Source organism: Paraburkholderia sp. MM5482-R2 (assembly GCF_050436125.1).
Lineage (GTDB): Bacteria > Pseudomonadota > Gammaproteobacteria > Burkholderiales > Burkholderiaceae > Paraburkholderia > Paraburkholderia tuberum.
Genome location: NZ_JBNDLP010000001.1, coordinates 187,024 through 210,228, shown reverse-complemented (window position 1 = coordinate 210,228; position 23,205 = coordinate 187,024). Strand labels below are relative to the sequence as shown.

Genomic DNA, 23,205 nt, shown 5'->3' with positions numbered 1-23,205 from the left:
CGCACCAGCCGCCGCCTGGGTCTAGTAGGAAATCATGTGGCTGGCCAGATAACCCTTCGCGATGTCGCACGACGTGGTGAGGGCCGTCGCACTGACCGGATTGAACTGCACTGCGCATGCGCCCGGATCGGCCGTGACCGTGACCGGGGCCGTGCGCTGCGCGTTCTCCAGCGCCTCGTTGCCGTAATGCGTCATCAGCCGGAAGCACGGCTGTAGTGTGAGCGCTGCCAGCAGCGTGCCGACGAGAAACACCGGCTTGCGGCCGACACGATCGACGAGCCAGCCGCACACGATGTACACCGGAATGCTCAGCAACAGCGAAGGCAGCATGATCCAGTTGATGGTCTTACCGTCAATGCCAAGCGTGCGCGCCATAAAGAACTGTGTGTAGAACTCCCCCGTGTACGCCATTACGCCGATTGCAGTGTTCACGCCGATCGCGAGCAGGATCGCCGTTCGCAGGTGTCGCCAGTCGCCGAATGCTTCGCTTATGGGCCGGCGCTGGTCGCGCGTGGCGGCCTTCATTTCGGCGAAGACCGGCGATTCCTTCAGCTTGAGGCGTAGCCACATCGAAATGCCGAAAAGCACGATCGACGCCAGGAACGGCACGCGCCACGCCCATTCCGCAAGCGCGCTTTCGCCCGCGAGCGTGCGCGTCACGAGCGTCGCCGACAAGGCGAGAATGATGCCCGCGGGAGTCATCGCGGAAAGCCATGACGTGTCTTTCCCGCGCTGGCCCGGTGCCGAGTGTTCGGCCACGTACACCAGAGCGCCGCCGTACTCGCCGCCGACAGCGAGACCCTGAAGCACGCGAAGGACAATCAGCGTGGCGGATGCGTAAAGGCCCCAGCTCGCATAGCCCGGCAATAGGCCCACGATGAACGTCGGCAGCGCCATCAACATGATGGTGGCGACGAAGGTGCGCTTGCGCCCGATCAGATCGCCGATCAGGCCGAATACCAGCGAGCCGAACGGGCGCGCGACAAACCCCGCGGAAAACGTCAGCAAGGCGAAGATGAAGGCGGTGGTTTCGTTCACGCCCGAGAAAAACTGCTTGGCGAGGACGGGAGCGAGTGCGCCATAAAGCAGGAAGTCATACCATTCGAAAGCCGTTCCAAGTGACGAACTGATGATGATCTTCTTTCTCTCGCCTAGTCACGGATGATTGATGTCAAGCCGCTCCGATATTTCGTAACGCTCGCTGAAGCGCGTCATTTTGGTCGCTCGGCGAAGCTGCTTAACCTCACGCAGCCCCCCTTGAGTCGGCAACTAGCCGCTCTCGAAGCGTCAATCGGGGTGAAGCTTGTCGAGCGCTCCTCGCATCAAGTTACTCTAACTCAAGCTGGCCTTGCTTTTTATCGCGACGCCAAGGCTATTCTGGCAAGTCTGAATGTAGCAGAGCAAAACGTCCGCGCGATTGCGGCGGACAATCGGGACAAGTTAGCATGGGCTTATCACTGTGGACCGGCTCGTCGCGAACCGCGTCATTGATGAAGGCATTTAGTGAGCGATTTCTGGGAATCCGGCTGCGTACCACTAAAAGCTTATCAACAGGCCTCTCCGAACAAATTCTCCTCGGTTCCATTGACGTCGCCGTCACGCCTTCAAGATTCGTCCAAAACGACCTATTTCGCCAGGCAGTCTGGAGCGAGCCGTTGAGACTCGCTGTCGCGAGGAAGCGGCTAATAGGTGACCGAATTATCAAAGCAAAGGACCTACACCACGTTCCGTTCATAATGTGCAGTGAGCGCTCATCGGACGGACTCCTAGACGCTTGCTCGGACTACTGTCGGTCGCGCGGATTTGCACCCGATGTACGTTACAGCGTCGACCAGCCCGACGACTTGATGCAACTAAGTGGCGGCAGACGCCGGAGTTGCGCTCGTCCCTGAATCGATTCTTGGAGAAAGCACACGGCAAGACATATCGCTTAGACCGCTCGAAGGTTGCCCCAACATAGATTTTCAAGTCATTTGGTCCATGCGAAGCACAAATCCCACCATCGGCTCGCTCGTGGATTTTGCTCGGCTGCAGACATCCGGGCCACCTTTGAAAGCGCAAGGGTACTCTCGCCGGCGCGCGAGCCATGGCTGAGTATTTGCACTTTTGTATGGTTTTCGAGCCGCCAGTTATTGGCTGTGTACGCAGCGCCGGGCATACAGGACTCGGTACCTGATGCGTGCTTCCCCCTTAGCCACAATGGAGACGAGTCGATATGAGAATGCCTGAGTTTTTGAGGGCGGGTCCACTGGTGGGTCGCGACGCCGACACTTTCATGATTGGCGAGACTGGCTTTGCCTTTCGGAGAGGTGGGCGCATCGCATCGACACATACTTCACAGACGGATACTGCAACTATCCCCGCTAGAGCACACAATGTGCTCAAAGGGAATGAGCAGTTTGGAAGCGTAGCAGGCCTTCTTCGAGTTCCCATTGATTCGGATGCGGTGGGCGAGGTTCAAGCACAGTGGATTCTCGGACGCGCCACGTCGGGCCTTATCTCGATAGTTATTCGCAGCTCGGCAACCTGCAAGGCGCATCGTCTACTAGCCGACATTGCGCTCGGAATCGTCGAGGGAAAGCGAATTTTGCGCAGTCGCGGTCGTCATCCTGGCGCAAGAAGATGAATGCGGCCACACCGCTAGCTGTCGCCATGAAATGGGGACAGCGTTCGAAGTTAGCTCTCCCCTTCCGGACGTGCTCTATGTCAGTAAGGCTGCTGCCGAATTGCCTGTCTGGCTCGTCAGCACGTCTGCCGACGAACAGTAATGGCGCCAAAGCCTCTTGAGACTCTACCGAGTTTTGAGCGGCTTTCCCCGCAGAGGCGGTCGATAACCGCAGGCCATCTCCAGCCGCAAACCAACGTCTTCCGTGACGCTTGGAGGACATCGCAAACACCCTGCATCGTTGCGCAATTCGCTCTGACCGAAGCAATACTGATAAGCTGTCGGTATTCAGTATCCACAGCGCTGTCGCCATGCCCGCAAAACTTCTGAAGATTCAGGCCCGCACCGATTACGTCGACGAGGTCTACCGAGTCCTTGTAGATGCTATCAGCGAGGGTTCTATTGCCCCGGGCGCCCGAATCGTACAGGAAGAAATCGCTGAACAGCTAGCTGTTTCCCGCTCGCCCGTCCTCCAAGCTTTTCGGATGCTAAAAAAGGACGGGCTGGTGGAAGACGCGCCGGGTCGCGGATTGCAGGTTACTCCCCTCGATGCGACCCGAATTGGGCATCTCTACGAGCTTCGCGGCGCCCTTGATGGCCTCGCTGCGCGTCTGGCCGCACGTCAGCGAATTAAGATTGACAAGAGCCTCATCTCGCAGGGACGAAAGCTGTCGAAGGGCGACGACATCAAGGCAATGATTGAGGCAGACATGGCTTTTCACTCCGCAATTTACGCGGCGTCCGGAAATCCACTTATCGTCGAAAATGCCCGCCTGCACTGGCTGCACCTGCGGCGGGTAATGGGAGCAGTCCATCAGGTTATCGGTCAACGAAAGACTGTTTGGGACGAGCATGCCGCGATTGCTGACGCGATTGCCCAAGGTGACGAAGAACTGGCCGCGAAACTCAGCGTGCAGCACACCGAGTATGCAAGGGAAAACCTCATTCGCCACATGCGCGAGGCAGCTACTGCAGCCGGCGGCCACCCGCTCGCTGCACCGTAGCGCTCCCCGCAAGCAGAGCGTTTCATCGAACTCACAAAGCCGGCACAGGCAGGGCACCTGTGCCGGCCGGTATTCCGATTAGCGCCGCCGGCTGTTCACAAGACCTGCGGGCACCAGCAGTACCAGAAAGCCCCCGATTACCAGACTGGCCGACAGCACGAGAACGCCAGCGCCAGCCGAGCCCGACGCGTTCTTGATGACGCCAATCAGCGATGGGCTGACGACACCCGAAATGCTCCCGACCGAGTTCGCCAATGCAAGTCCAGCGGCCGCCGCGGCTCCACTGAGGAAAGCGGGGGGCAACACCCAGAACTGGGAAATCGTCGTCATCACACCCATAGTTCCTATCGTCAAGGCAATCATCGCCAGAATCGTTGAGTGAGCGAACGAGACACTCAGGGCCAGTCCGAGCGCACCGACAATCCCCGGCACAATCAGATGCCACCGCCGCTCACCGGTGCGGTCCGAGCTTTGGCTTACAACCACCATCGCGATAGCGCCGACAGCATACGGAATGGCCGTGAGCAAACCTACGTTAAGCGGGTCAGAAACGCCGCTCGTCTTAATCAGTGTCGGCAACCAGAAGCTCACACCGTACAGGCCCATCGTATAGAAGAAGTAGACACCGCTTACTAGCAGAATCTTGGGATTCAACAGGCCGTCCTTCACGGAATGAAGCAACGTCTCCGGCGCCTCCTCTTTCAGCTTCTGTTCGATGACAGCTTTTTGCGGCTCGGTCAACCAGTTCGCGTCCTGAATCTTGTCGTCAAGAAAGAAGAAAGCGATGACGCCAAGCATGACTGTCGGAACACCTTCCAGCAGAAACAGCCATTGCCACCCGGCCATCCCGTGGGCACCGGCAAGCGCCGTCATCAGCCAACCTGAAAGCGGCCCGCCAATTACGCCGGACATCGGAATACCCGTCATGAACAGCGCCGTGACCTTCGAGCGCCGCGACGCGGGGAACCAGTAGGTGAGATACAAGACGATTGCCGGGAAGAATCCAGCCTCTGCGACGCCGAGCAGAAAGCGCATGACATAAAACATTGTCGGCGTTTTGACGAACATCATTCCGACGGAAGTAATCCCCCATGTAACCATGATGCGGGCAATCCATCGACGAGGACCAACGCGCGTGAGAATGAGGTTGCTCGGGACTTCGAATAGCAAATAACCGATGAAAAACACGCTGGCGCCGAAGCCGTAGATAGCTTCGTTAAATCCAAGGTCGCTGAGCATCTGCAGCTTCGCAAACGCTACATTGATGCGGTCAAGATATGCACAGAGATAGCACAGGAAGAGAAACGGAACCAGTCGCCACGCTGCTTTCGCAAACGCTGACGACTCATCACTCGCTTCCAGATATGCGGCTGGACTGTGGGAACTCATTTGTTGTCTCCTGGGGGCCTTCCGTTACCGGCGGGTGCGATTCTGTGCTTTCTCCGCCGCTGATGACCTGCGACAACGCCCGCGTGAGGCGCTGGCCCAGGTCGAAGCTCGCAAAACCAACCTTAGTCGAACATGTCCGGCTGTGTCGCGACGAGGTCATTCCAGATGGTCTGGAAATGCAGCCAGCCGATATAGTCGCTGCCCACGTGCTCGCGGCTGTAGCGCGCGCGGTCCGGGGTGACCTCCTTCGGGGTGATGCCGGTCGCCTCAATCATCAGTTGCTGCTGGCAGCAGCGTTCAAGGGCGATGAACCAGAACGCGGCCGAATCGATACTGTGACGGCTTGCCGTGAGCAGGCCGTGGTTCTGGTGAATGGCTGCCTTCACGCCTGCAAAAGCGTTGGCCACCTTGTTGCCGCCCTTGACCTCGACTGCAACCTTGCCGGCCTCGTCACCGATAACGACGTGGTCTTCGAAGAATGCGGCGGCATCTTGCGAGATGGGAGCGAGGGGCTTGCCCAGCGCAGCGAAGGCGGTGCCGTACACCGTGTGGGCATGGCACATTGCGACGATGTCCTGATGCTGCTCATGAACCGCAGCGTGCAGCACGAAGCCCGCGCGATTGATGGCGTATTCGCCTTCGACGACGGTACCCTTGTGATCAGCACAGATGAGGTTGGACACCTTGACTTGGGCAAAATGCACAGCCATCGGGTTGGTCCAATACAAGCCTGGGTTTTCCGGGTCACGCACTGTCAGATGACCAGCGAAACCATAATCGTAGCCCTGCAGCGCGAACGCACGGCATGCAGCGACCAGATGCTCCTTAAGATATTGTCTGTGCTCTTCAACATTCTTGAAGTTGGGCAACTCCGGAAAAATCAAACCTTCCTGGTCCGGTTGATAGATGGAAACCTTACCCGGCTTCAAAATCGATTCGACCTTCGGTTCGGCGACTGCCGTATCCATGGTTATCTCCTTGCACATGTTTCAAATGGGGAAAGTAAAGCTTGTACCGTCAGCTCTCAGGCAACCGTTGCTTCACCTTTATCAGCGGCCGATATCTACATAGTCCTTCTTCACAGCGTGGTTGACAAACAATGGCTGTTCATACAACCATGAATGAGTTTCATACAGCGAGTGACACATGCGACGCATTCCTAATTTCGTGCTGCTGAGGGCGTTCGAAGCAACAGCACGACTGCAAAGTTTTACGCTAGCGGCAAAGGAGCTCTTCCTCACGCAGTCGGCCATCAGTCATCAGGTACGCGAACTGGAGGACTACTTTGGCCGTCCGCTGCTCGTCCGTCACAATCGCCGCGTTGAAACGACTGCGGAGGGCGCCCGCCTCCAGCAAAGCCTCGGACGAGTCTTCGACGTCATAGAAGCAGCATGCAATGAAGTGAGCCTTGCACCGACATCTCAGGTGCTCGCGCTGTACAGTGCACCCAGTTTCGCCGCGAAATGGTTAGGTCCGCGTCTACCTCAATTCATGAATGACAACCCGGATGTGACCATCAGGCTTTCTTCGGGAGCAACGCCTATCGACCTGACCCGCGCAAGGGAAGTCGACGTGGCGATTTCCTATGGGTCCGCCGCGCAACGGCCAGGCGTGGTGACCGTCGCCATGGGCGCAGAAAGAGTTGCGCCTATGTGCTCCCCGGCCCTCCTCCGCGAGGGCGTCAACGTGCGCGACCTGATAAACGAAGTCACGCTCATCGACTCGCAACTCAGCAGCATTACCTGGTCGGACTGGTTTTCTCACAACGGCATGAAGTTACCTGACCGTCCCCGGCCATCTTTCGACCGTGCAGCCTTGGTGTTGTCGGCGGCGGTAGATGGAATGGGAGTCGCGCTTGAGACCACCCGCCTGGCTGAAAGGGAGTTGGCTCGAGGAGACCTGGTCATACTCGGCGACAGCGAGTTTGTCCCCTTGAGCCGGGAGACCCACTTTCTGTCGTACAGGGTCGACGATGGCAATACTGACAAGATTAAACGCTTCCGGGAGTGGCTCTACGCAGCGGTAGGACTCGACGTGTAAGCTCCCACAGGCCCGTTAGCCGGGATGCCGCGGTCCAAAGCTGTCGATACATTCATGGACCATCTTCAGGCAGGGAGCAGGGCTGTCTGGCGTGGAGGCTCGGCTGCCGGATTCGTAACACCACCCAAAACGGCGTCGATTTCGCTCACGAGATGCTGATGAGCCCGGCGGGTATGGACTTCAGACAGCGTGACCGCTCTCTCCACGTGACCAGAAGCTATCGCATCCGCGATTGCCGCGTGCTCATCCCAGATCGACTCACGTTGCCGCGTAGCCTGGAGCATGGCCCCCATCACTCTTCGCAAATGGACCCAATGCGCTCGGGCAGTTTCTCCAATCAACGGATTTCCCGACGCCGCATAGATGGCGAAGTGGAACTCCATGTCTGCATCAATCATTGCGCGAACATTACCCGCTACCGAAGACTCGCGCCCTCTCCTGATTAGCCCCGCGTCGAGGTTTGAGCGCTTCTGCGCCGCCAGCTTCGCGGCAAGTCCGTCGAGTGCCCCCCGAATCTCGTAGAGATTTCCAAGCCACCGGACGTCAAGGGGTGCGACAAGCACTCCTCGACCCGGCGCGTCCTGAACAAGTCCATCCTTCTTGAGCAATCGTATCGCTTGCAGGACGGGCGAGCGGGATACCGACAACTGCTCCGCGATTTCTTCCTGAGTCAGACGAGTTCCTGGCGCGATTGAGCCATCACAGATTGCGTCTGCAAGAACTCTGTAGACTTCTTCGACGAAGTCAGTCCGGGAGGGAAGCTGGAGCAACTTCGAGGGCATGGGAAACTCCTTTGATAATTGACTGGTTCGTCCGCGGGGGAGAGGCGCGAACGCGCTGCGGACGAACCGGTAAATCAATTCCGGGAACGGTCTACAAGAGCGTCTTTCGAAATCCATGGCATCATCGCGCGAAGCTTTGCGCCGACGGTTTCAATCGAATGATTCGCCATCATTCTTCGGCGCGATTGCAATGTTGGTGCACCAGCGCGGTTCTCGAGAATGAAGTTCTTCGCATACTCTCCCGTCTGGATGTCGTGCAGCACATCCTTCATCGCCTGCTTCGTTGACGAAGTTATGATGCGCGGACCGGTTACATACTCGCCAAACTCCGCATTGTTGGAAATGCCGTAATTCATATTGCTGATGCCGCCCTCGTAAATCAGGTCGACGATGAGCTTCACCTCATGCAGACACTCGAAGTAAGCCATTTCGGGAGCGTAACCGGCCTCGACCAGCGTTTCGAATCCGGCCTTGATAAGGTCGACCAGTCCGCCGCACAGAACAGCTTGTTCGCCGAAGAGGTCGGTTTCCGTCTCTTCGAGAAAGCTCGTTTCGATTATTCCCGCCTTGCCTCCACCGATGACGGCCGCATAGGCAAGCGCAACGTCGCGAGCGCTACCCGATGGATTTTGCGCAACAGCGATGAGATGAGGAACACCACCGCCTGCGACGAATGTGCTGCGGACCGTGTGGCCCGGAGCTTTCGGAGCGACCATCATCACATCAAGGTCTGAACGGGGATTGACCTGTCCGTAGTGAATGTTGAATCCGTGTGCGAATCCCAACACGGCGCCTTGGCGAGCGTAGGGTTCAACGTCGTTCCGGTAGACGTCGGCGATTTGCTCGTCAGGCAGCAACATCATGATGATGTCAGCTTCTTTGACAGCATCAGACACTGTCTTTACACGCAGGTCAGCGTTTTCTGCTTTCGTCCAGGACGCGCCCTTACGCAGACCAACGCAGACGTTAATTCCGCAGTCTTTCAGATTCAGGGCATGGGCGTGGCCTTGCGAGCCGTAGCCGAGTATCGCCACCGACTTGCTTTTGAGCAACGAGAGGTCTGCATCCTTGTCGTAATAAACTTTCATGCTGATTCCAGATGTCCGCGCTATTTGCACTATTTGAGTAAGTGTGCTTCTAGTAAGTCACTGCCGGATTGAATGGCGGCCATCCTTGCGATTTCACAAGTCCAGTACGAGCTTTTTGCCCATTGGTCTTGAGACACAAGCCGTGAGATATTCCTGCTTGTCGTCATCGCTCAGAATGAAGTCGTTGTGCTCGACCTCGCCCTCCAAATATCGAACCTTGCAGGTCGCGCACAAGCCGGCGCAACAGGATGTAGGCACAGTAACGCCAGCCTCGTTTAAGAGCTCAGCGAGGTTCTGGTTGGGCTTGAAATGAATCACCGTCCCGGTACTGGCGATAGTCACTTCGCAGCCTTCCTCTGCATCAGCATTGGCAGGTGCGCGCTGAGGTTGCTCTGGTGCCTTGAAGTGCTCGAAATGCACGGTACCTTTTGGCCAATGCTCAGCTGCCTCCGCGCACGCCTTCATGAACCCCGCTGGACCGCAGTAATAAACGTGCGTGCCGCTAGTTGGATGGGCAAGCAGTTTTCGCAAGTCGAGCTGGTTCTTCGCCTCGCCGTCGTCGAAGTGGTAATGCAGCTTGCCGGCGCGACGCATATCCGCCATCTCGTCACCGAATGCGGCAGCTTCGCTGCTGCGAGCGCAGTAGTGCATCTCGAACTCGACACCGTGTGCGTCGAGTTCGTGCGCCATCGCCTTAAGAGGCGTGACGCCGATGCCGCCAGCGATGAGAATGACCTTCTTCGCGTTGCCATCGAGAGCGAAGTGATTCCGGGGGCGACTGATAGTGACAATGTCGCCCGCGGCGACTTCTGAATGCATCGCGCGGGAGCCACCTCGGCCCCCTTCGTCCTTCAGAACGGCGATGACGTAACGGTTCCGCTCGGCTGGGGAGTTGCTCAGCGAGTACTGTCGGATTATTCCGTTCTTTAGATGGATGTCGATGTGCGAGCCAGCTTCGAATGCCGGCAGCACGGCACCGGAAGGACTGGTCAGTTCATACGATTTGATGCCTTTTCCTTCATACCGCACCTGCCGGACGCGCACCTGGAGCGTTCCTGCTTCGATGTCTTGAATGGCCTCTTCTGTTTCCAGTAGGGTTTCCATCGCTCTCTCCCTTCGGTACTGCCTGCCAACCGCCCGTCGGAGGGCGGTTGGCACAGCACATCTGCATGCACCGGTCGGCGAAACCGGCGTCGCCTGTTAGCGTTTCAACGAGCTCTCGAGTTCATCGAAATGGCTCCGGACGAATTCGGCGCGTTCCTTGCCCTTCATCGATTCGCTCTGGTTCAGGATTTCGACGACAGACTTAAGAACCTTGCGCCGGCGCGCGACTTCTTCCTCTACGGTCTCGCCCTCCGGGATTTCAAACACGTTCCCCGAGCAGTAGCTGTTGGGCGCACCTTCCAGTTCGCGCAACCACTGGGCGAACCCTTGTGCCGTAGCCGCAGCATTGTTTCCACGGACGGCGTCGCGCAACATCTTGCGAAACTGATAGAGCCCTGCGTCGAAGCGCGTCGGATGCTCAAGCGCGTGAACAGCGATTGGCCGCTGGCTGATAATCGCCTCATAGTCGCCCGGCGCGTACTGCGCATCTTTGTAGTTGGCCCGTTCGCGGTGATTGGGGGGAATCGGGGGAAGGTCTTCGAGCTTGTATTTGCCGAAGCGCTCCGGGCGGCGCATCGCAACCTGGCCTTCGAGAAAGTCGATGGTTTCGTAGCCGACCATCTCCTTGTTCCCAACCCCGCGCGTGTCGATGCCGGGGCCCATGACTCGCCACCCAATCATCTTGCTGTTCTCGTCGTCGACTGGCACCGTCCAGCGGATGATATGGAAACGGCTGAACAGTTTCTTCTTTGACCCGTCTTCAGAGGTGTAGGCGTGCAGGCTGAGATTCGGCAGCACCTGGTGCTGGACCCGCACAAACAGCTTGTCCTTGTCGACGCGGCGAGCGCCAGCGCAGGCGAGGCTGCGGCCGTTTTGAACGGGAACAAAGTTCATGTCGGGTGCAACTTCCATGGATGCGGCACCGACTTCGTCGAACGTCGTGCCTTGGAAGTGCCCGTCTACGACCGACTTGCCAGCGTGCAAAGCGGTCGGGTGATAGTTGTCTGCGGCATTGTCCTGGACCTGCAACCAGTTGCAGTGCTGGAAGTTGCTGTAGGGAACCAGTTCGTCGCCGTCCATGACCGTGAAGTCCCCTTCCCACTCAGGAAAGGGGGGCTCTTCGTCCGGCGGACCCATATAGGCGAAGACCAGCCCATTGCGCTCCACGGCCTTGTACGCGCCCTGACGAATCGAGCACGCGAACTTCTCGGCTTCTTTTTCTTCGCCCTTCGGGAAAGGAACGTGCAGGCAAGAACCGTCGACGTCGAACACCATTCCGTGGTAGCAGCACATAATCCCGCGTTCCTGGATAGCGCCGTATTCGAGCGATGCGCCACGGTGCACGCAGTGTGCGTGAAGCAACCCGACACGCCCACTTTTATCGCGAAAGGCAACAAGCTCTTCGGTGAGGATTTTGAGGAAGCGGGGCGTGTCCGTCAGTTCCAGCGACATGCAAACCGGGTGCCAGAAACGTCGCATGAACTCGCCCATCGGCGTCCCGGGTCCGGTTTCTGTCAGTTCCGGGTCGTGGTCTGGCACTTTGTTGGTGTAGTAACCACCAAAGGGAATCAATTTCTTCGCGACCAGAGCCGAACCTGCAGTACGTTTCTGGTCATCCATCTTGTCTGATTTCACGCTCATTCATGCCTCCATTGATTGATAGGGACCGCCTGAGGAGTTTCCAGCCAGGCTCGGTTACTGAATACCGGGTTCCGCGCTCTGAACTCTGTATACAGAGACTAACGGCGAACCTGGTTTGTGTCTCTATGGGTAAACACTCAGTGCCGCATTTTTTGCGAGAAACGCGCCTGACTGAAGTTAGCCGTCTAAGTACGGGGTGCAGTAGTCCGCCAAAGCGAGGAATCGATGACCGGCGTCCCGCCGGGCACTCGCGTGCTGCAAGCCTTTACCCGGCTGTGACGGCAACTGGCACCGGGTGCATTTCGGAGATTCCCCCCGGTGGTGCGGGCCTCGGTGCCCCCGTGCCACTTCCCGCGCGCCACACGCGCTTATTTGGCTGACCGCTCCTGCAATGGAGAGATTCATGCAGCGTATTCGTCTCTGGCGCCCAGCGGAAACGATGCAGACCGGCGACCGGCATAAAAGCATGGGTTTTTGTTTTACAAGCCCGGTGGGTCGTCCTCCTATGTCTGCGTGCGAAAGAATTCTTTTGCTGCGGCATCACGCATCGCTTGATAGGCGCGGACGGTCTTCTCATCGATACCCGCCACGTCGTCATCGCTGACAGTGCCTCGCAAATCGCCTCGTCGAAGAGAGGTGGCGCCGAGAATTCGGACAGTTCGTTGAGTGGAAAGGCTGGCGCGTGAGTCGGTCATAACGGCCGGCGACAAGGAACCAGAAGATGACGAAACGAAATCGACGGACATACTCACCGGCGTTCAAGGCAACGGTGGCACTCGCGCCACTCAAGGGTGACAAGGCGCTGACAGAGCTGGCCCAGCAGTTTGATGTCCATCCGAACCAGATCACGGACTGGAAGAAGCAACTGCAGGAGCGGGTTGCCGATGTGTTCGAAGCGGGCAATGCGGTGTCCGCGGCACCGCCAGTTGACGTGAAGGTGCTGCACGCGAAGATCGGGCAGTTGACGCTGGAGAGCGATGCAAGCGCGCTCAGCAAGGCGGGACTGCTGGACGTAAGGCGATGATCGATCGTGATCACGCCCTTTCGGTGACACAGCAGGCCCCGGCTGATAGGCATCAGCCGGTCGAGCGTCTATTACCAAGCGCGTGGCGTCAGCGAAGCAGATCAGAAATTGATGCGCCGGATTGACGAGCTTCACCTTGAGCATCCATTTGCAGGGACGAGTTCGCACGTCCTTCGCGCAAGCTTCGCCTGAAGATTAGTGGAATCGATCGCATATCTGGACGGCACGCAGTTTCGGCGCTTGGTGCATTCGTGTTGATCCGGAACGACCGCGGAGCGGCGAATGCGCCCCCTCTAATGACGCAAAAAGTGTTCATGGCGGTGCACTGACCTTAGTCATTCGCACGAATTTGGGGATTCAATCCAGTCGTAAGCCCGATTTTCCAGTGGCATTGTTCTTGCTTATAGACCTATCAGATAGTTGTATCAGATACCGGAGAGCCTCCTGTGTGCTCGCCTCTCATCAACGGCTTTGCCTCACTGCAAGCAGGTACTTCGACATGACGTTCAACGCTGCCAGCGTCGCTGAACAATGCGTACGGCTTCCGCAAGATCTTCCTGACCTGGAATGGATCACGGATGACGTCCGCGTCAACCGCCTCTCCTCCGATTTTTCGTGGTTTAGCCCGGTCCTGCGACGACAACTCGCGGGAAAACGCGCCAATATCGCGGTCAAACCGCGCAGTCACGAGGAACTCAGCCGGGTCGTCTCCCGCTGCGCCCGCGCCGGGATTCCGCTTACCATCCGCGGCGCCGGCACTGGCAACTACGGCCAGTCGACGCCGCTGCACGGCGGCGTCGTGGTCGACATGAGCGCGCTGAATCAGTCGCTCTGGTTTCGCGACGGCATCGGCCGGGCGCAGACCGGCATCCGCCTGGCCGACTTCGATGCGCTCGCCCATGACAACGGCGCCGAGCTCCGCTGGCTGCCGTCGACCTTTCGCAGCGCCACTCTCGGGGGCCTGTTCGGCGGCGGCTTCGGCGGCGCCGGCTCGATCAATTACGGCCCGGTCGCGGCAATCGGCAACGTGCTCGGCGCGCGTGTCCTGACCGTCGAACCCGAGCCGCAGGTGCTCGAGTTGCGCGGCGCCGAAGCCATGCTGCTGCACCATGCCTACGGCACCAACGGCATTGTCACCGAGCTGGAAATTGCGCTGGCCCCGGCTCAGGCATGGCTCGAATGCATTACGACGTTCGATTCATTCGCTGCGGGGCTGAGCTTCGCGGACGCGCTCGCGCGCGCGCCGGGGCTCGTCAAAAAAGAGGTGTGCTTTCTCGCCGACCCGGTGCCGGGCTATCTGCAACCGCTCGCTGAATATCTGCCGCGCGGCTGCCATGCGGTGCTGTTCCTCCTCAGCGAAGCGTCCGAACCCGGCATGCTCGCGCTGGCCAAGGAAGCGGGCGGCACGGTGACGTACCGCCGCACGTCGGAGGAAGTCCGCGCCACCAGGAAGACTTTGATCGAATATTGCTGGAACCATACGACGCTCAATGCGCTGAAGTGCGACAAATCGCTCACGTATATCCAGAGCAATTTCGATCCCGGCGAGTACATCCAGCAGGCCACGACCTTGCAGGAAAAGCTGTCGGACGAAGTCTTCATGCATCTCGAGTTCCTGCGCAATGCCGCGGGGGCGCTCACCTGCAGCGGGCTGCAGATCGTCAAATACTCGACCGAGGAGCGCCTGAACGAAATCATGCAAATTCACCGCGACCATGGCGTACGCATCAACAACCCCCATGCGTTTGTTGTGGAAGACGGCAAACAAGGCCAGGTCAATGCCGCCGCCGTGCGGATGAAGGAGCGCCTGGATCCGATGGGCTTGCTCAATCCGGGCAAGCTGCGGGGCTGGGATCAACGAACCGTCCTCGCATGACCGATCCGCAAACGCTTAGCCCGGAGAATCCGATGCTTCCCGTGAAGCCAGTAGAAAGCACTTTCATGGTAACCAGTGACGGCGTGAGACTCGATGCTGACATCTATAGACCAGACGATGAGGAATCCTATCCGGTCCTACTGATGAGGCAGGCCTACGGCAGGCGCATCGCCTGTACCATCTGTTATGCCCACCCGGCCTGGTATGCTGCCCACGGCTACGTGGTGGTGGTCCAGGATATCCGTGGACGCGGCACGTCTGAGGGCGAGTTCCGCGTCTGCGAAGACGACGTCAGGGACGGCGCGGAAACGATCGGGTGGGCCTCCAGACTCCCGGGCACGACGGGTCTGGTTGGCATGTACGGTTTTTCCTACCAGGGATACAACCAGCTCCTTGCCGCGAGCGCCACGGGCACGGCCCTGCGTGCGATCGCTCCGGCCATGACGCCGTGGGATGCCCGCGAAGGCTGGAGCTACGTGAACGGCGCCTTGCGGCTCCAGAGCACGTTGAACTGGGCGACCCAGCTTGGCGCGGAAAGCGCGCGCCGCGACGGCGAGGCGATCGCTTACGCGGAATTGCTGTCGGCCGCGAAAGCTCTGCCGTTCTACGAACCGGGTCCCGGCCCGCCCCGCGTTCATCGAAAGAAACCGCGAGTGGACGCACTACCAGAAATGGGTCGATACGCCGGCCAGCGACGATTACTGGCAGCGCATTTCGGCGGCATCGTTACGCGCAGAGATCGTGGCCAGAGACATTCCGATGCTGTTTATCGCCGGCTGGTACGACACGTTCCTGGAACCCACGCTCGGCGCGTACCGCGAGATCAGCCGGTTTCAAAGCAATGCGAAGCTGGTGGTCGGCCCCTGGGCCCACTTCCCATGGACACGCAAGGTCGGTTCGCTCGATCTCGGCCCTGCCGCGGACGGCGGCATGGACGAGCTGCATATCCGCTGGTTCGATCACTGGCTCAAAGGAACGGCCAACGGCATCATGGACGAGCCGCCCGTCAGCCTGTTCGACCTCGGCCTCAAGGACTGGCGTGACTATCCGGCGTGGCCGGCAGAGCAGACGCAATTCCAGCTACAGGCCGGCGGTAATGCGGCGCTCGATCAAACGAGCGGCCGACTCACTCCCGAGACCGAACCAGCTCCGAGCGCCCACACCGAATTCATCGTTCACGACCCGTGGCGCCCCGCTCCATCCTTCGGGGGCGCGTTCGGCACGCCGGTGGGCCCATGGGACCGCAGCAATATCGACGCGCGGGCCGACGTGATCACGTTTACCACCGCCGCGCAAACGGCCCCGCTGACGTTGGCGGGGAGCGTCGTGGCCAGGCTCTGCCTGTCCAGCGACAAGCCGTCCTTCGACGTTTCCTGCGTGCTCTCGAGAGTCAGTGCGGCCGGCAGCATTATCCAACTGACGGACGGCTACCGTTGCGTCGCGCCCGGCGAAGCAGCGAGTGCGCTGGACATCCCCATGCAGGGCATCTGCGTCACACTGCAGCCCGGAGAGGCGCTGCGCCTGTCGATTGCGGGCGCCGCCTTTCCCGCCTACCCGGTCAATCCGGGCACGGCCGACGACCCCACGCGGGCCACCGCGGTCAGCGCGCAGATCACGACCATCGGCATCGAGATCGGCGCCGAGTCCTCGCTGCTGATCGGCACGGCGCAACCAGAGAAAGGTATCCCGGCAACCGGGGCGATCTCATGAAGGAATCTTCCATGTACCCCGATCAGCACCATGCATCCCGTCCGCTCGGCTCGTCCGCGCGGAACCGATGGCAGGTATCGAAGCAGTCTGTCGATATGGTCCGCGCGCCGTTCGCCGCGAGACCGCTCCCGGTCGACGCGCAACCGCAGCACGTCACGCTCGATCTGAACCGCACGGCTCTGATCGTCATCGACATGCAGAACGACTTCTGCCACGAGCAGGGATGGCTTGCCTCGATCGGCGTCGATATTGCCCCGGCGCGCACGCCGATCGAGCCGCTGAAGGCACTGCTCTCTCCATTGCGGAATGCCGGCGTGCCCGTCGTCTGGCTGAACTGGGGCAATCGTCCCGACCTGCTCAATCTCAGCCCCTCGCTGCTCCATGTCTACAAGCCGGATGGCGAAGGGGTCGGCCTCGGCGACCGTCTGTCGGGCGAAACCGGCAACGTGCTCGAGGCTTCGTCGTGGAACGCCGCCGTGGTCGATGAACTGAAGACCGCGCCGAACGACATCATGGTCGACAAGTACCGGATGAGCGGCTTCTGGGACACGCCGCTTGACTCGATCCTACGCAACCTGCAGGTCACGACCTTGCTGTTCGCCGGCGTCAATGCGGACCAGTGCGTCATGTGCACGCTGCAGGATGCGAACTTCGCGGGATACGACTGCATTCTGCTCGAAGACTGCGTGGCGACGACGTCTCCATCGTATTGCATGGAGGCGGTTCTCTACAACGTCAAACAATGTTTCGGCTTTGTTGTCCATTCCGAACGTCTCACCACGGAGCTTGAGAAATGATCTCTCTGCCAGCGGTCAAGAAGACCACCGGCGATTGTCCGGCCTTCCGGATCTCGCCGTCCGACACCAACTATTTCGCCCTGGTTTTCGATCAGACCGCGGAAAACTGCGACTTCGTGGCCGTCGTCGAGATATTCCAGCCAGGCGGAAAGACGCCGCCCAACGTGCACCAGGTCGCTCACGAGATGTTCTTCGTGCTCGAAGGCAGCGGCAAGGCCTATGTGGATGGCCGGGCCACTTCGCTGAAGAAGGGCGATGCGCTGCTGGTCCGCCCCGGCTCGACGCATGAAGTCGAAAACACCGGCACCGGCAAGCTGTACTGCCTGACCGTCATGACGCCGGACGAGCACTTTGCCGCGCTGATCCGCGCCGGACAGGCGGTCAAGCTCGACGACGACGACCGCCTGGTGCTCGGAGGCCTTGGATGACCAGCGACGAGATCAACTCTTATGTCGACAGCGCACTGCGCCTGCAAGGCTATGCCGTCGATGCAACGGTGACAGCCAATGTCCGGCGCGAGTTCGCGCGCGTTTGCGACATAGCCGCCGTGTTCACGGAGCACGTGCTGCCCATCGAAATCGAATCCCCCGCCATCTTTACGCCATGAGCACTCGCCCCTCGCATTCCGCCGGTCAGGAACCATCCTTGCCGCCGGCCACGGTGTCCGCCCGTGTCGAACAGACTCTCGCGAAGATTGCCGCCCGCAACCATCTGTATAACGCGTTCACTTGCGTGACTGCAGATCGGGCCCGCCAGGAGGCCGCCGAAGTCGATCGCCGGATCGCAGCCGGAGAACCGCCGGGAGCACTCGCCGGCATGACCTTCGGCGTCAAGAATCTCTTCGACGTCGCAGGCATCACGACGCTTGCCGGCGGGAAGGTCAACCGTACAAATCCGCCGGCCACGCGGGATGCGCCGCTGATCGAGCGGCTCACCCAGGCAGGCGCGGTGCTCGTCGGCACGCTGAACATGGACGAGCACGCCTATGGCTTCACGACCGAAAACACCCACTTCGGCGCGTGCGTCAATCCTCACGATCCGTCCCGTCTGGCGGGCGGCTCGTCGGGCGGCAGCGCCGCCGCGGTGGCGAGCGGCCTCGTGCCGCTGGCGCTCGGGTCCGATACCAACGGCTCGATCCGCGTCCCATCCTCGCTGTGCGGCATATTCGGACTGAAGCCGACCTTCGGCCGGCTGCCGAGAGGCGGCACGTTTCCGTTCGTCAACAGCCTGGACCATCTCGGCCCGATCGCCCGCCACGTCGTCGATCTCGCCAAGGCCTACGACGTCATGCAAGGCCCGGACGCCGACGATATCGCCTGTGCGCAACGGCCGGTTGAGGCCGCTGCCGGCAAGTTATCGCAGGTCGTGCCGGGTACGCGCATCGCGATACTCGGGGGCTACTTCGAAGCCTGGGCCGATCCGACCGCGCGCGCCGCAGTGCAAGCCGCCGCGGCGGGACTCGGCGCCACGGACTTCGTCGAGCTCCCGGGCGCCGAGCGGGCTCGCGCGGCGGCCTTCATCATCACCGCAGCCGAAGGCGGCGCGCTGCACCGGGCCCGTCTCCAGTCGCACTACGATGAATACGAACCGCTGAACCGCGACCGTCTGGTGGCCGGCAGCCTGATGCCGGCGTCCTGGGTCGTTCAGGCGCATCGGATCCGGCAGCAATTCCGCCTGGAGATGGCGCGGCTGTTCGAGCAATACGATCTTGTTCTCGCCGCCGCGACGCCAGTCGTCGCGCCACGGCCGAGCGATGCCCTGATCGAGATTAATGGCCGGCAAGTTCCCGCCAGGGCAGCACTGGGCATCCTCACCCAGCCGATCTCCTTCGCCGGCCTGCCGACCTGCGTCGTACCGCTATGGCCGAGCGGCCAGGCCGGCGATGCGCTGCCGATCGGCGTGCAGCTGATCGCGGCGCCGTGGCGCGAGACCGATTGCCTCGCCGCGGCCAGCCACCTCGAATCCCTGGGCATTGCGCGATGCCAGCCGCATTGACGCTCACGCAACCCTTTCATTTCACATTTGACGATGAGATCGGCCATGACTTTCAAGGGTATGGAAATCAACCTGCCGGAACCGCTGGCAGAAGTCGAACTGGCTTTCGACCGTTATGAAACGGCCCTGGTCACCAACGACATTGCCATGCTGGACGAGCTGTTTCATAACAGCACGCATACGCTGCGCTACGGCGCAGGGGAACAGCACTACGGCTACGAAGCCATCGCCGCGTTTCGCGCGAGCCGGCCCGCCATCAACCTCGCACGCACGGTGACGCGCCGCGTGGTCACGACCTATGGACGCGATTTCGCGACCACCAATATCGAATACAGCCGGCCGGCCCACCCGGGCATTGGCCGCCAGAGCCAGAGCTGGGTGCGGTTTCCCGAAGGGTGGCGCATCGTGGCAGCCCACGTCAGCAATATCGGCTAACCGAGCCACTCAGCGATCACCCTCTAGGTTTGCAAGGAATTGAACATGACATTTCTTAGGAATACATGGTATGCGGCGGCCTGGTCCACCGAGGTCAGCCGCGAGCTTTTCTCGCGGACGATCCTCGGCGAGCCGGTCGTCATGTACCGCAAGGAAGACGGTACCCCAGTCGCGCTGGCCGACCGTTGTCCGCACCGCTTCGTGCCGCTTCACTTCGGCAGGCTCACGGGCGACACGCTCGAATGCGGCTACCACGGCCTGTGCTTCGAAGCCGACGGAACCTGCTCAAAAAACCCGCACGGCAACGGCGTCATCCCTAAACTAGCGCAGGTCAAGCGCTACGCGCTCGCCGAACGCGACGGCATCGTATGGATCTGGATGGGCGATCCGGCGCTCGCCGACGCGTCCTCGATACGCGACTTCAGCCAGTTCGGCGACAGCGGCCGCTTTGCCAGCGTGCAGGGTTACCTCTACGTCGAGGCGAACTACCAGTTGATTAGCGACAACCTGCTCGACCTGACGCATGGGCAATATCTGCATCCGCTGTTTGCGAACCCCGCAGGCCCCGCCACGATGGAACCCGATGACTCGCAGGACGACGGCACCGTCTGGGCGAAGTTCATTCGGCGCGGCCAATATCCGAACAAATATTTCCAGATGCTCGGCTATCCGGCGGACTGCCTTGGCGACCATCGCAATTACATGCGCTGGAACGCGCCGGGCAGTCTGCTGCTGGACGTCGGCATGACTGGCGTGGACCGCCCCCATCACGAAGGCATCTCCATTCCGACCGCGCACCTGCTGACGCCGGAGACCGAGTTCACGACCCACTATTTCTGGGGTATGGCACGCGACTTCAGGCTCGACGATGAAGGACTGGGCGCGCAATTGCTGAAGACCGGCGTGGATATCTTCAATAACGAGGACAAACCGGTCATCGAGGCGCAGCAGAAGGCCATGGGGCCGACCTCAGATCTGCTAGGCCAACGTCCGGCCCTGTTGTCGACCGATGGGCCCTCGGTTCGTGCGCGGCGGATCCTGGCCGAACTGATCGACAAGGAAAGCCGCTCGTCATGAACGCCTTCGACTGGAAGAACCCCTATCCGACCGTTCGCACGCCCGTGTTCGCGCGCAACGTGGTGTCGACCTCGCATCCGCTCGCCTCGCAAGCCGGCCTGCGGATGCTCTGGAAAGGCGGCAACGCGGTCGACGCCGCGATTGCCGCAGCCGCCGTCATCACGCTGGTCGAGCCGGTCTCGTGCGGCCTCGGCGGCGATGCGTTCGCGCTCGTCTGGGACGGCGCCAGGCTGCATGGCCTGAACGCGTCGGGCACCGCGCCGGCCGCCTGGAGCGTGGACTACTTCCGCCGGCGCTACGGCGAACACGAGCACGGCATCGCACGGCAGCCGGTGCGCGGCTGGGATACCGTGACGGTGCCGGGCGTGATTGCCGGCTGGGAAGCGCTGCACCTCAAGTTCGGCAAGCTGCCGTTCGCGGATCTGCTGGAACCGGCCATCGAGATCGCCGAACGCGGGTATGCGCTCGCGTCGATCGTCGCCCGCAAATGGGCCGCCGCAATTCCAGACCTGAAGAACCAGCCAGGCTTCGCCGAGACGTTCATGCCGCACGGCCGCGCGCCGGAGATCAGCGAACTCGTGCGTCTGCCGGGGCATGCGAAGACGCTGCGCCTTCTCGCTGAACAAGGGCCGCGCGCCTATTACGAGGGCGAGATCGCCGAGCGCATTGCGGCCTACGCGCGCGAGGGCGGCGGCGCCATGACCACGGACGATCTGCGCAATTACCGCGCCGACTGGGTCGAGCCGATCGGCAAGGACTATCGCGGCTACACCGTGCATGAGATTCCACCGAACGGCCAGGGCATTGCGGCGCTGATCGCGCTCGGGATACTTGAGCACTTCGACCTCGGCGCGCTGCCGGTCGATAGCCTGGAGTCGCAGCATCTGCAGATCGAGGCGATGAAACTCGCGTTTGCCGACGTCTATCGTTATGTGGCTGACCCTCGCGCGATGGACGTCACGCCGGAACAGATGCTCGACCCGGCCTATCTGAAAACGCGCGCCAGCTTGATCGATCCGCAACGCGCGACGCATTTCGACTTCGGCATGCCGAAGTCGGGCGGCACGATCTACCTGTCCGCCGCCGATGAAAGCGGCATGATGATCAGCTTTATCCAGTCGAACTTCATGGGCTTCGGCTCAGGCGTCGTGGTGCCCGACTACGGCATCGCGCTGCAAAATCGCGGCAACGGCTTTTCGATGGACCCGCAATCCCCCAACGTCGTCGCGGGCGGCAAGCGGCCGTTCCATACGATCATCCCGGCGTTCCTCACACAGCAGGTCGACGGTCGGACCGAGCCGGTGATGGGCTTCGGCGTGATGGGCGGCGACATGCAGCCGCAAGGGCATCTGCAGACGGTCGTGCGGATGCTCGACTACGGCCAGCAGCCGCAGGCCGCCTGCGACGCCCCGCGCTGGAAAGTGAACCCCGACTTCACGCTCGACCTCGAAGGCACCTTCGATCCGGTCTGCGGGAATGCGCTGGCCGCGCACGGGCACACCATCAAGTCGATCGACGACCCGTATATGGATTTCGGCTCCGGCCAGTTCGTCTGGCGTCTTGATCTCAACGAGCCGGAACGCGGCTACGTGGCGGCCAGCGACAGCCGGCGCGACGGCCTGGTGGCGGGGTTCTGAAGATGCGGGTTTTTCGCCTGGCCAGCACGACGCGCGCGTGCGCTGGCGGTACACTTGCACGTTGATTTCCGACGACGAACGCTATGAAAACCATGCAGGCGAGCACCACTCCATCACCCGGCCCGAAAGCGAAGACCAAAAAGCCGAAGCCGCTCCAGCGCAATGCGCTGGAGCGGATCTGGGAAGCCGCCATCGCGGAGTTCAGCGCCCACGGTCTCAAGGGCTCCTCCACGAGCAGCATCGCGAAGCGGGCCGGTCTCACGCAGCCGCAACTCTATTACTACATCGCCAGCAAGGAAGAGCTGTACGAGGATCTGCTGCGGACCGTGCTTGAGGAGTGGGCCGTGCTGTTCGTCTTCGACGAATCGCTGCACGACCCCGCGGCGGTGCTGTCCCGCTACATCAGAAAGAAGCTTGAATATGCGTTCGAGAAACCGGAGCTGTCGCGCATCTACACGCGCGAGATGCTGAGCGGCAGCGATCTGCTCGACAAGCACTGGCCGAAGGCCTCCCAATCCGCGGGCACCAAGGTGAAGCTGATGGAAGGTTGGATGGACCAGGGCCTGATCCGCCGCATGGATGCGCGGCTGCTCCTGATGAATATCTGGGCCGTGACCCAGCATTACGCCGATGCTGATATCCAGGTGCGCGCGATGTTCAAGGGACTCGGCGGTCCGAGCTACGACCAGGAACACATCATCAACGAGGTCACGAGACTGTTCCTCGGCGCTTGCGGTTTGATAGCCACTCCGTAATTTTCATCGCTGCGCGCCGTTATGGCGCGCCTCCCCCGCGGCAGCCAAGGCGGCCGTCATCCCTCTTCACTCCCCCTGCAGCACTCCCGTGAATTGGAATCGTGCGTAACGCATCAAGATTGTGCGGCTCTCGCGAACTTGGTGCGGTTTTTCGTCGCCCCATTCTTGCCTCGCCGACATCACGCC

The 23,205-nt window shown here is 60.6% G+C and carries 21 protein-coding genes and 2 pseudogenes; 16 read left to right on the top strand and 7 right to left on the bottom strand.

Annotated features, from left to right (window positions below; genetic code table 11):
• Window positions 1–21: 21 nt before the first annotated feature.
• Entirely contained in the window at window positions 22–1,131 is a 1,110-nt protein-coding gene (locus OKW37_RS00865) for an MFS transporter (RefSeq protein WP_429401733.1), read from the bottom strand.
• A 30-nt stretch (window positions 1,132–1,161) separates the two neighbouring features.
• On the opposite strand from OKW37_RS00865, the gene OKW37_RS00860 reads away from it, so the two are divergent.
• From OKW37_RS00860 to OKW37_RS00850, 3 genes are all read left to right on the top strand, one after another.
• Window positions 1,162–1,491 carry a LysR family transcriptional regulator gene (locus OKW37_RS00860; protein ID WP_429401450.1) on the top strand — a complete coding sequence of 110 codons (330 nt, stop codon included), beginning with the start codon at window positions 1,162–1,164 and terminating at the stop codon, window positions 1,489–1,491.
• The gene (locus OKW37_RS00855) at window positions 1,446–1,892 is read left to right on the top strand and encodes a LysR family transcriptional regulator substrate-binding protein (protein ID WP_429401448.1); all 447 of its coding nucleotides are present in this window, start codon (window positions 1,446–1,448) and stop codon (window positions 1,890–1,892) included. The genes OKW37_RS00860 and OKW37_RS00855 overlap by 46 nt, the downstream gene beginning before the upstream one ends.
• A 1,084-nt stretch (window positions 1,893–2,976) precedes the next feature.
• The gene (locus OKW37_RS00850; RefSeq protein ID WP_429401446.1) at window positions 2,977–3,669 is read left to right on the top strand and encodes a GntR family transcriptional regulator; all 693 of its coding nucleotides are present in this window, start codon (window positions 2,977–2,979) and stop codon (window positions 3,667–3,669) included.
• Window positions 3,670–3,747: 78 nt separating this feature from the next.
• On the opposite strand, the gene OKW37_RS00845 is transcribed toward OKW37_RS00850, so the two are convergent.
• Together OKW37_RS00845 and OKW37_RS00840 are read right to left on the bottom strand one after the other, a co-directional pair.
• A complete protein-coding gene (locus OKW37_RS00845) occupies window positions 3,748–5,058 on the bottom strand; it encodes an MFS transporter (RefSeq protein WP_429401444.1) in 1,311 nt (436 codons plus the stop codon).
• A 122-nt stretch (window positions 5,059–5,180) separates the two neighbouring features.
• The gene (locus OKW37_RS00840) at window positions 5,181–6,026 is read right to left on the bottom strand and encodes a class II aldolase/adducin family protein (RefSeq protein ID WP_429401442.1); all 846 of its coding nucleotides are present in this window, start codon (window positions 6,024–6,026) and stop codon (window positions 5,181–5,183) included.
• Window positions 6,027–6,204: 178 nt separating this feature from the next.
• Between OKW37_RS00840 and OKW37_RS00835 the strand changes: the two genes are divergently transcribed.
• Window positions 6,205–7,098, top strand: coding sequence for a LysR substrate-binding domain-containing protein (locus tag OKW37_RS00835; RefSeq protein WP_429401440.1), 894 nt, complete (start codon window positions 6,205–6,207; stop codon window positions 7,096–7,098).
• Between the two features lie 65 nt (window positions 7,099–7,163).
• Here the strand turns inward: OKW37_RS00835 and OKW37_RS00830 are convergent, their stop codons facing one another.
• From OKW37_RS00830 to OKW37_RS00815, 4 genes are all read right to left on the bottom strand, one after another.
• Window positions 7,164–7,880 carry a GntR family transcriptional regulator gene (locus OKW37_RS00830; RefSeq protein ID WP_429401438.1) on the bottom strand — a complete coding sequence of 239 codons (717 nt, stop codon included), beginning with the start codon at window positions 7,878–7,880 and terminating at the stop codon, window positions 7,164–7,166.
• A gap of 74 nt (window positions 7,881–7,954) precedes the next feature.
• The gene (ilvC, locus tag OKW37_RS00825) at window positions 7,955–8,968 is read right to left on the bottom strand and encodes a ketol-acid reductoisomerase (protein WP_429401436.1); all 1,014 of its coding nucleotides are present in this window, start codon (window positions 8,966–8,968) and stop codon (window positions 7,955–7,957) included.
• A gap of 93 nt (window positions 8,969–9,061) precedes the next feature.
• Window positions 9,062–10,072 carry a PDR/VanB family oxidoreductase gene (locus OKW37_RS00820; protein ID WP_429401434.1) on the bottom strand — a complete coding sequence of 337 codons (1,011 nt, stop codon included), beginning with the start codon at window positions 10,070–10,072 and terminating at the stop codon, window positions 9,062–9,064.
• A 96-nt stretch (window positions 10,073–10,168) separates the two neighbouring features.
• Window positions 10,169–11,713, bottom strand: a complete 1,545-nt coding sequence (locus tag OKW37_RS00815) for a Rieske 2Fe-2S domain-containing protein (RefSeq protein ID WP_429401432.1) — start codon at window positions 11,711–11,713, stop codon at window positions 10,169–10,171.
• A gap of 721 nt (window positions 11,714–12,434) precedes the next feature.
• Here OKW37_RS00815 and OKW37_RS00810 point away from each other — a divergent pair.
• The 12 genes and pseudogenes from OKW37_RS00810 to OKW37_RS00755 all read left to right on the top strand — a co-directional run.
• A pseudogene (locus OKW37_RS00810) lies at window positions 12,435–12,893 on the top strand (transposase); the annotation flags it as partial.
• Between the two features lie 343 nt (window positions 12,894–13,236).
• The gene (locus tag OKW37_RS00805; protein WP_429401431.1) at window positions 13,237–14,613 is read left to right on the top strand and encodes an FAD-binding oxidoreductase; all 1,377 of its coding nucleotides are present in this window, start codon (window positions 13,237–13,239) and stop codon (window positions 14,611–14,613) included.
• Window positions 14,610–15,212: pseudogene (locus tag OKW37_RS00800) on the top strand (CocE/NonD family hydrolase); the annotation flags it as partial. The gene OKW37_RS00805 and the pseudogene OKW37_RS00800, both read left to right, overlap by 4 nt.
• Complete coding sequence (locus OKW37_RS00795; RefSeq protein WP_429509741.1) at window positions 15,139–16,323, top strand: CocE/NonD family hydrolase; 1,185 nt, start codon at window positions 15,139–15,141, stop codon at window positions 16,321–16,323. The pseudogene OKW37_RS00800 and the gene OKW37_RS00795, both read left to right, overlap by 74 nt.
• An 11-nt stretch (window positions 16,324–16,334) precedes the next feature.
• On the top strand, window positions 16,335–17,120 hold the full coding sequence (locus OKW37_RS00790; protein WP_429401427.1) for a cysteine hydrolase family protein: 786 nt from the start codon (window positions 16,335–16,337) through the stop codon (window positions 17,118–17,120).
• Window positions 17,117–17,548 carry a cupin domain-containing protein gene (locus OKW37_RS00785; RefSeq protein ID WP_429401425.1) on the top strand — a complete coding sequence of 144 codons (432 nt, stop codon included), beginning with the start codon at window positions 17,117–17,119 and terminating at the stop codon, window positions 17,546–17,548. The genes OKW37_RS00790 and OKW37_RS00785 overlap by 4 nt, the downstream gene beginning before the upstream one ends.
• Window positions 17,545–17,727, top strand: a complete 183-nt coding sequence (locus OKW37_RS00780) for a DUF4089 domain-containing protein (RefSeq protein ID WP_429401423.1) — start codon at window positions 17,545–17,547, stop codon at window positions 17,725–17,727. The genes OKW37_RS00785 and OKW37_RS00780 overlap by 4 nt, the downstream gene beginning before the upstream one ends.
• Before the next feature lie 38 nt (window positions 17,728–17,765).
• A complete protein-coding gene (locus tag OKW37_RS00775; RefSeq protein ID WP_429401421.1) occupies window positions 17,766–19,115 on the top strand; it encodes an AtzE family amidohydrolase in 1,350 nt (449 codons plus the stop codon).
• Between the two features lie 60 nt (window positions 19,116–19,175).
• Window positions 19,176–19,550 (top strand): oxalurate catabolism protein HpxZ, encoded by a 375-nt coding sequence (gene hpxZ / locus OKW37_RS00770; RefSeq protein ID WP_429401419.1) that lies wholly within the window; start codon window positions 19,176–19,178, stop codon window positions 19,548–19,550.
• Window positions 19,551–19,595: 45 nt separating this feature from the next.
• Window positions 19,596–20,627 carry a Rieske 2Fe-2S domain-containing protein gene (locus tag OKW37_RS00765; RefSeq protein ID WP_429401417.1) on the top strand — a complete coding sequence of 344 codons (1,032 nt, stop codon included), beginning with the start codon at window positions 19,596–19,598 and terminating at the stop codon, window positions 20,625–20,627.
• Window positions 20,624–22,264, top strand: coding sequence for a gamma-glutamyltransferase family protein (locus OKW37_RS00760; RefSeq protein ID WP_429401415.1), 1,641 nt, complete (start codon window positions 20,624–20,626; stop codon window positions 22,262–22,264). The genes OKW37_RS00765 and OKW37_RS00760 overlap by 4 nt, the downstream gene beginning before the upstream one ends.
• Window positions 22,265–22,347: 83 nt before the next feature.
• Window positions 22,348–23,019: a TetR family transcriptional regulator C-terminal domain-containing protein gene (locus OKW37_RS00755; protein WP_429401413.1), complete on the top strand. Its 672-nt coding sequence runs from the start codon at window positions 22,348–22,350 to the stop codon at window positions 23,017–23,019.
• The last annotated feature ends 186 nt before the right edge of the window (window positions 23,020–23,205 follow it).

Bases quoted from the DNA above. Each gene is read 5' to 3' on its own strand.
- OKW37_RS00860 (WP_429401450.1), top strand. From the start codon at position 1,162: ATGATTGATGTCAAGCCGCTCCGATATTTCGTAACGCTCGCTGAAGCG.
- OKW37_RS00855 (WP_429401448.1), top strand. From the start codon at position 1,446: ATGGGCTTATCACTGTGGACCGGCTCGTCGCGAACCGCGTCATTGATG.
- OKW37_RS00850 (WP_429401446.1), top strand. From the start codon at position 2,977: ATGCCCGCAAAACTTCTGAAGATTCAGGCCCGCACCGATTACGTCGAC.
- OKW37_RS00845 (WP_429401444.1), bottom strand. From the start codon at position 5,058: ATGAGTTCCCACAGTCCAGCCGCATATCTGGAAGCGAGTGATGAGTCG.
- OKW37_RS00840 (WP_429401442.1), bottom strand. From the start codon at position 6,026: ATGGATACGGCAGTCGCCGAACCGAAGGTCGAATCGATTTTGAAGCCG.
- OKW37_RS00835 (WP_429401440.1), top strand. From the start codon at position 6,205: ATGCGACGCATTCCTAATTTCGTGCTGCTGAGGGCGTTCGAAGCAACA.
- OKW37_RS00830 (WP_429401438.1), bottom strand. From the start codon at position 7,880: ATGCCCTCGAAGTTGCTCCAGCTTCCCTCCCGGACTGACTTCGTCGAA.
- ilvC (WP_429401436.1), bottom strand. From the start codon at position 8,968: ATGAAAGTTTATTACGACAAGGATGCAGACCTCTCGTTGCTCAAAAGC.
- OKW37_RS00820 (WP_429401434.1), bottom strand. From the start codon at position 10,072: ATGGAAACCCTACTGGAAACAGAAGAGGCCATTCAAGACATCGAAGCA.
- OKW37_RS00815 (WP_429401432.1), bottom strand. From the start codon at position 11,713: ATGAGCGTGAAATCAGACAAGATGGATGACCAGAAACGTACTGCAGGT.
- OKW37_RS00805 (WP_429401431.1), top strand. From the start codon at position 13,237: ATGACGTTCAACGCTGCCAGCGTCGCTGAACAATGCGTACGGCTTCCG.
- OKW37_RS00790 (WP_429401427.1), top strand. From the start codon at position 16,335: ATGTACCCCGATCAGCACCATGCATCCCGTCCGCTCGGCTCGTCCGCG.
- OKW37_RS00785 (WP_429401425.1), top strand. From the start codon at position 17,117: ATGATCTCTCTGCCAGCGGTCAAGAAGACCACCGGCGATTGTCCGGCC.
- OKW37_RS00780 (WP_429401423.1), top strand. From the start codon at position 17,545: ATGACCAGCGACGAGATCAACTCTTATGTCGACAGCGCACTGCGCCTG.
- hpxZ (WP_429401419.1), top strand. From the start codon at position 19,176: ATGGAAATCAACCTGCCGGAACCGCTGGCAGAAGTCGAACTGGCTTTC.
- OKW37_RS00765 (WP_429401417.1), top strand. From the start codon at position 19,596: ATGACATTTCTTAGGAATACATGGTATGCGGCGGCCTGGTCCACCGAG.
- OKW37_RS00760 (WP_429401415.1), top strand. From the start codon at position 20,624: ATGAACGCCTTCGACTGGAAGAACCCCTATCCGACCGTTCGCACGCCC.
- OKW37_RS00755 (WP_429401413.1), top strand. From the start codon at position 22,348: ATGAAAACCATGCAGGCGAGCACCACTCCATCACCCGGCCCGAAAGCG.